The 6560-nt window shown below is 34.7% G+C and carries 6 protein-coding genes and 2 tRNA genes; 6 read left to right on the top strand and 2 right to left on the bottom strand.

The annotated features are described in order from the left end of the window. The first annotated feature begins 115 nt into the window (after nt 1-115). Both GQ589_RS05560 and GQ589_RS05565 read left to right on the top strand, forming a co-directional pair. Nucleotides 116-1639 (top strand): helicase HerA-like C-terminal domain-containing protein, encoded by a 1524-nt coding sequence (locus tag GQ589_RS05560; RefSeq protein WP_160425014.1) that lies wholly within the window; start codon nt 116-118, stop codon nt 1637-1639. Between the two features lie 49 nt (nt 1640-1688). Further along, nucleotides 1689-2774, top strand: coding sequence for an AI-2E family transporter (locus GQ589_RS05565; RefSeq protein WP_160411637.1), 1086 nt, complete (start codon nt 1689-1691; stop codon nt 2772-2774). A gap of 27 nt (nt 2775-2801) precedes the next feature. Here the strand turns inward: GQ589_RS05565 and bcp are convergent, their stop codons facing one another. Together bcp and hemL are read right to left on the bottom strand one after the other, a co-directional pair. Beyond that, nucleotides 2802-3278: a thioredoxin-dependent thiol peroxidase gene (gene bcp, locus GQ589_RS05570; protein ID WP_160411638.1), complete on the bottom strand. Its 477-nt coding sequence runs from the start codon at nt 3276-3278 to the stop codon at nt 2802-2804. A 66-nt stretch (nt 3279-3344) separates the two neighbouring features. Then, entirely contained in the window at nt 3345-4640 is a 1296-nt protein-coding gene (gene hemL / locus GQ589_RS05575) for a glutamate-1-semialdehyde 2,1-aminomutase (RefSeq protein WP_160425015.1), read from the bottom strand. A gap of 159 nt (nt 4641-4799) precedes the next feature. On the opposite strand from hemL, the gene erpA reads away from it, so the two are divergent. The 4 genes from erpA to GQ589_RS05595 all read left to right on the top strand — a co-directional run bounded on the left by erpA (nt 4800) and on the right by GQ589_RS05595 (nt 6374). Beyond that, nucleotides 4800-5138: an iron-sulfur cluster insertion protein ErpA gene (gene erpA, locus GQ589_RS05580; protein ID WP_034914816.1), complete on the top strand. Its 339-nt coding sequence runs from the start codon at nt 4800-4802 to the stop codon at nt 5136-5138. A 225-nt stretch (nt 5139-5363) separates the two neighbouring features. After that, a tRNA-Leu gene (locus tag GQ589_RS05585) sits at nt 5364-5451 on the top strand. A 12-nt stretch (nt 5452-5463) separates the two neighbouring features. Continuing rightward, nucleotides 5464-5539: transfer RNA gene (locus tag GQ589_RS05590), tRNA-Gly, on the top strand. A gap of 157 nt (nt 5540-5696) precedes the next feature. Next, entirely contained in the window at nt 5697-6374 is a 678-nt protein-coding gene (locus tag GQ589_RS05595; RefSeq protein ID WP_160425017.1) for a hypothetical protein, read from the top strand. Nucleotides 6375-6560: the final 186 nt, after the last annotated feature.

Below are 6560 nucleotides of genomic sequence, written 5' to 3' on the forward strand. Positions count from 1 at the left end.
CTGTCGCTAATTCAGAATACAATATTATCAGCTGTTTTCATAGAGAAATTGTTTTTGTGACAGATTTAACAGTATAACGATATCTTTTAAACACAAATTAATAAGGGGTAAACCCATGAGTGAATCGATTGTAATTGCCAAAAGCCAAGGCAAAAATTTATCTATTATAGCGGCGTTAGCTAATCGTCATGGATTAATTACTGGCGCAACAGGTACGGGTAAAACAGTAACATTGCAAAAAATGGCTGAAGGTTTTTCGAAAATTGGTGTACCCGTCTTTCTTGCCGATGTAAAAGGTGATCTGACCGGCATTGGTGAACAGGGCATATTATCTGAAAAGTTAAGAGCTCGCTTAGCTAGCATTGAAGTAAATGATTGGCAACCCGATTCATCACCGATTGAATTATGGGATGTGTTTGCTGAAAAGGGAATCCCCGTTCGCAGTACAGTGTCAGATATAGGACCTATTTTACTTAGTCGATTACTCGATTTAAATAATGTTCAATCAGGTGTATTACAGCTGATATTTAAAATTGCTGATGACAACAACTTATTATTAATTGATTTTAAAGATCTTCGTACATTAATTCAATTTGTGGGAGATAACGCAAAAACTTTCACAAACCAATACGGCAATATTTCGTCATCATCAATTGGTGCAATCCAACGAGGATTATTAACATTAGAACAACAAGGTGCTGAATTTTTTCTTGGGGAACCGATGTTAGATATTCAAGACCTAATACAAGTCAATGATCAAGGTCGTGGTGTCGTTAACATACTATCGGCAGAAAAATTATATAATTCACCAAAATTATATTCTATCTTTTTATTATGGCTATTGTCCGAAATTTTTGAACACTTGCCTGAAGTAGGCGATCTTGATAAGCCTAAACTTGTTTTCTTCTTTGACGAAGCTCATCTTCTTTTTAACGATATTTCCCCTGCATTATTACAAAAAATAGAACAAGTTGTACGCTTAATTCGTTCTAAAGGTGTTGGTGTTTATTTTGCCTCTCAAAATCCGACCGATATCCCTGATACAATCTTAGGACAATTAGGCAATCGTGTGCAACATGCCTTACGAGCATTTACCCCTAAAGATCAAAAAGCAGTCAAAACAGCCGCTCAAACTATGCGAGCTAACCCAAATTTTGACACCGAAAAAGCAATTATGGAACTTGGTGTTGGTGAAGCGCTTATTTCATTTCTAGACGAAAAAGGCCGCCCAAACATGGTTGAGCGTGGTTATATTATTGCACCCAGTTCCAAAATGGGGGCAATGTCACCAGATAACCAATCATTGATTATGCACCAATCTTATTTTTATAAGAAATATGAACAAACTTTAGACAGGAAATCGGCCTATGAAGTATTAAAAGCGGGATTTTCGTTAAATAATATGTCTAATCAAAATACTGATAAGAGTGATAAAAAAGACGATGATGATACCAACAATAAACAAAATAATGGCGGGTTGCTTAACTTTTTAAGTACGCTTCTTTTTGGCTCAAAAGGACCAAAAGGTGGACAACATGATGGCATAACCCAACAAATTGCCAAAAGCGCAACAAGACAAGTCGTTAATCAAATTGGCAAGCAGATTACTCGTGGTATATTAGGCAGTTTTAAAAAATAATTGTGCTGAATTTATAACCTTTAAAAGTTAGCAAAATAGGAGTGTTTTAATGTTAAAAATGTTTATTGAATGGTATAAAAAGCGCTTTAGCGATCCGCATGTCGTATCACTAATGGCGGTTATTATTGGTTTATTTATTATCATCTATTTTTTCAATAAAATTCTTTTGCCTGTTTTTATTGCTATTGTGCTTTCCTATTTGCTTGATAGTCCTGTTAACTTTCTACACAAAAAAAATATCCCAAGAACGCTGGCTGTTGTAATTGTATTGTTGCTTTTTATTCTTGTAGTATTGGTAGGATTTATGATCTTATTACCACTAATTTGGCAACAAAGTATTAGTTTGATCACCAATATTCCAAACATGCTAAATTTTGCTAACAATTTTTTAACTACTTTGCCTGAACATTATCCAGAGTTGATTGATGTAGGCTTGTTTGATTCTATTATTCAAGGTATTACCAGTAAAGTAGTACAAACAGGTAATTCATTGTTGCAGTTTTCAATTGTCTCTTTATTAGGATTAGTTTCGATTGCGATTAATGCGGTATTGGTACCAATTATGATGTTCTTTTTATTAAAAGACAAAGCCCAAATATGGGGGTATTGCTCAAAAATCCTACCTAAAAACCGCTCAATTTTAGACAAAGTTGCCACTGAAATGGATATGCAAATAGCCAATTATATTGTTGGTAATGTGCTGCATATTATTATTTTGACCATTTGCGTTTACATTCCTTTTTGGTATTTTGGTTTAGATTATGGGCTTTTATTAGCGGTGATTGTTGGCCTGTCAGTATTGGTGCCTTATGTTGGCATTATTATTTCAAGTATCCCTGTTGTGCTTATTGCGCTCTTTCAATGGGGATTAACCGCTCAATTTGGCTATTTGTTGTTTTTCTATATTTTAATACAGTCATTAGATGGTAACTTATTGGTACCGTGCTTGTTTTCTGAAAAGCTCAACTTACATCCACTTGTTATTATTTTAGCGGTGATTGTTTTTGGCGGGTTATGGGGATTTTGGGGGATATTTTTTGCAATACCATTAGCCACATTAGTCAAAGCTATTATCAATGCTTGGCCAAAACTCGACGAATTGAATAATGCAAATAGTGAAGTAAAAGCAGATTAATGGCTAATCTGCTTTTATTCAACAGGGTTATTTAGTGTGGTTTTTCAGATACTCTAAAACCACTTCATGATGGTTAGCAGTTTTAAAATCATTAAACACTTTTTCGATTTTACCGTCTTTACCGATTAAAAAGCTAATACGGTGAATACCATCATAGGTTTTACCCATAAATTCTTTTTCACCCCAAGTACCAAATGCTTGGGCGACTTCGTGATTTTCGTCAGAAAGCAATGTAAAATTTAACAACTCTTTTTCAACAAAACGAGATAATTTTTCTGGTTTATCAGTACTAATGCCAAGAATTGCTACATTGTACTTTTTAAACTCATCAGCACAATCTCGTAAATTACAAGCTTGCACAGTACAACCTGGCGTCATGGCTTTTGGGTAAAAATAAATTAAAACACGGTGACCTTTAAAGTCTTTTAAACCCATTAGCTCTCCGTCTTGGTCTGGTAACGAAAATTGAGGCGCTTGTGCACCTTCTTTAAGTGGATTAACCATATAATTATTACCTATTTAAGTTAAGTCGTTTAATTTGTTATTTCTTTGGGTATATTAAAAACAGCATCATCTTTTTAAATTACTAAAAAAACGGTTTGCAGCATCAATTGTGTGATTGATCTCTTTATCTGTATGTTTAAGTGACATGAAGCCCGCTTCAAATGCAGACGGTGCAAAATAGACACCTTCTGTAAGCATATGATGATAGAATTTTTTGAATAATTCAACATCACACTGCATCACATCTTGATAATTGGTTACTTCAGGAGCAGTTGTAAAAAACAACCCAAACATCGCACCCACATAATTCACCACTAATGGCACATTATGCTGTTTAGCTACTGCCAATAAACCATTGGCAAGTGATGCGCTTTTGTCTTCTAATTCCTGATATATACCAACTTCCATCAACTTTGTTAATGTCGCATATCCTGCTGCCATTGCAACAGGATTACCTGAAAGCGTACCAGCTTGATAGATTGGTCCAGTTGGTGCTAATTGTTTCATAATATCTGCACGACCACCAAAAGCGCCAACAGGCATACCACCACCAATAATCTTACCTAAACAAGTCAAATCGGGTACAACATCATAATAATCTTGAGCACCACCTAGCGCGACTCTAAAGCCAGTCATCACTTCATCAATAATCAACAACGCACCATATTCATCACAAAGCGCACGCAAGCCTTGTAAAAACTCTTTTTTGGCTGGCACACAATTCATATTGCCAGCAACTGGCTCAATAATAATGGCGGCGATATCATTAGGATATTGTGCAAATTGTTTTTTGACTGATTCTAAATTGTTATAGTCACAAACTAAGGTATGTTTAACAAAATCACTAGGTACTCCGGGCGATGTTGGGTGACCAAACGTAAGGGCGCCAGAACCGGCTTTAACTAATAAATAATCGGCATGCCCATGGTAACAACCTTCGAATTTAATAATCTTATCTCGCCCTGTAAAGCCACGCGCAACACGAATAGCACTCATGGTTGCTTCGGTTCCTGAATTTACCATCCGTACCATTTCAATGGACGGCATTAATTGTGAAACCAAATTAGCCACTTTTATTTCAATCTCGGTTGGTGCGCCATAACTCAGCCCATTATGCACCGCATTAATGACCGCATTGGCAACATCGGGATCGTTATGTCCAAGAATCATTGGTCCCCAAGAACCGACATAATCAATATAGGCTTTATTATCTACATCATAAATATATGCACCGTTTGCACGCTCAATAAACAAAGGTGTACCGCCTACACCATTAAAAGCACGAACAGGTGAATTAACACCACCGGGCATAACGGATAAGGCTTGATGGTAAAGCGCTTCTGATTTAAAAGTATTTAGCATAGTTGAGATAATCTCTCTAAAAAAATTTGTTGTATTTATTCATAAAATCAAAACAAATTCAAGCTAGCTAACAAAAATTTATTTAATAGAAGTTTTCTATTTTGTATTTTCATTTAGCAAAGGTATATAATACGAAGATCACTATATTAGGAGAAGAACATGAGCGATGCCTTACCAATCAACTTTACTGATGCAGCCGCCAATAAAGTTAAGTCACTTGTCACCGAAGAAGAAAACCCGAACCTTAAATTAAGAGTTTACATTACAGGTGGGGGATGTAGTGGATTTCAGTATGGATTTACGTTTGATGAAAAAGTAAACGAAGATGACTTGGCAATCGAAAAAAACGGCGTATCACTCGTTATCGACCCAATGAGTTTGCAATATCTTGTTGGTGGTACAATCGATTATGTTGAAGGTTTACAAGGCTCTCGCTTTGTGGTTGACAACCCTAACGCAACAACCACTTGCGGTTGCGGTTCATCATTTAGTGTTTAATTTATAAAATTAGACTTTAGCCTTTTATTAAAGGCTAACCATTTTTATAGTTAACAATAAATTCTATTTTTTTAACTTTTAAAGCAAAAGGTTAACAAACCACACAAAATGTGACAAACATTGAGCAGTTAAACAATAATTTGAATTTTTTTGTTGACGATAAATTTAAGATGAGTAAAATGCACAGCATTCAAAACGCAATTACTTCTTTGTAATTAGTTTTGAGCCCGGGTGGTGAAATCGGTAGACACAAGGGATTTAAAATCCCTCGGCCTTTTTGGCCGTGCGAGTTCAAGTCTCGCCCCGGGCACCACTTCTTACCTATGCGGGAATAGCTCAGTTGGTAGAGCACGACCTTGCCAAGGTCGGGGTCGCGAGTTCGAACCTCGTTTCCCGCTCCAGATATTTATCTACAGACGTCCAGTAACGTTTGTAAGTTACATGAAATCAAGGCATTTGAATGTACTAAAATGCCAGATTAAATAAAGACTATTACAACTCATTGAAATTAATTCAATATCATTATGATAATTTTTATGCTGATAAAAAGGAAAAATAATGTTGAAGTGGCCTAAAAAATATGCACGTAAAGGTGATTATATTAGGGAACAAGCAATAAAAGAATATAAAATAACACCTGTATTTCATGGTGTTCTTCTGCCGAATCAACAAAAAACAGGCTACTTTAATCAAAAAATAACAACAAATTATTATTGCTTTGAATTTAGACTTGTTAACTCTAAAGACAAGATTGGATTCTTTTATTGTGGTGATGATGCTGCTAAAAAATGGCTTACTCTTATAAATGAAGCTTCTTTACCTTTATTTAATCCATTAAGTACCAATTATGATAGTACGACACAGAGTAATAGAGAAAATAGAACAAATAATAATGAAGGCAAAAAAATACTCCATCCTATTAGAAAAGATCTATTAGTGATTTTAAATACTTTAATGGCATTATTTGATATCACTGATTATTCATCTGCAATTCCCGCTATATTACAAAGAATATCAAAAGATAAGAATCTAGATCTATTACCTAAAGATAGAGATATTAAGGCCGTTAATACAAATGTATACAAAAGAATTGTACAGCCGAATTTAGCATCAAGCTATCATGACTATCTCGACATAAAAGAATTAGAATTAAATTGTTCTTTTAAGAAAGTTAATTACGAGAGATTGAATGAATTAATCAATTCATTTAAAAGTAATAGTCCTGCGAGTTTTTAAATTTTATTTTTAATTATTTGATTTATATTGGTTTTAATGTCAAAGTGGTTTTGTAACTATCCCCTAAAATAGTACAGCAAAAAAGTAGAAAATTCTCTATGATAAAAGAAAAGGGGATTTAATTATGAAAAAAATGACTGAACATCAAATCGTCGCTATTTTAAAAGAAGCTGAAGCGGGTATTCC

The organism is Gilliamella sp. Pas-s27, assembly GCF_009795865.1.
Taxonomy (GTDB): Bacteria; Pseudomonadota; Gammaproteobacteria; order Enterobacterales; family Orbaceae; genus Gilliamella.

Excerpts from the sequence above, each read along its gene's own strand:
- GQ589_RS05560 (WP_160425014.1), top strand. The coding sequence starts at position 116 with ATGAGTGAATCGATTGTAATTGCCAAAAGCCAAGGCAAAAATTTATCT.
- GQ589_RS05565 (WP_160411637.1), top strand. The coding sequence starts at position 1,689 with ATGTTAAAAATGTTTATTGAATGGTATAAAAAGCGCTTTAGCGATCCG.
- bcp (WP_160411638.1), bottom strand. The coding sequence starts at position 3,278 with ATGGTTAATCCACTTAAAGAAGGTGCACAAGCGCCTCAATTTTCGTTA.
- hemL (WP_160425015.1), bottom strand. The coding sequence starts at position 4,640 with ATGCTAAATACTTTTAAATCAGAAGCGCTTTACCATCAAGCCTTATCC.
- erpA (WP_034914816.1), top strand. The coding sequence starts at position 4,800 with ATGAGCGATGCCTTACCAATCAACTTTACTGATGCAGCCGCCAATAAA.
- GQ589_RS05595 (WP_160425017.1), top strand. The coding sequence starts at position 5,697 with ATGTTGAAGTGGCCTAAAAAATATGCACGTAAAGGTGATTATATTAGG.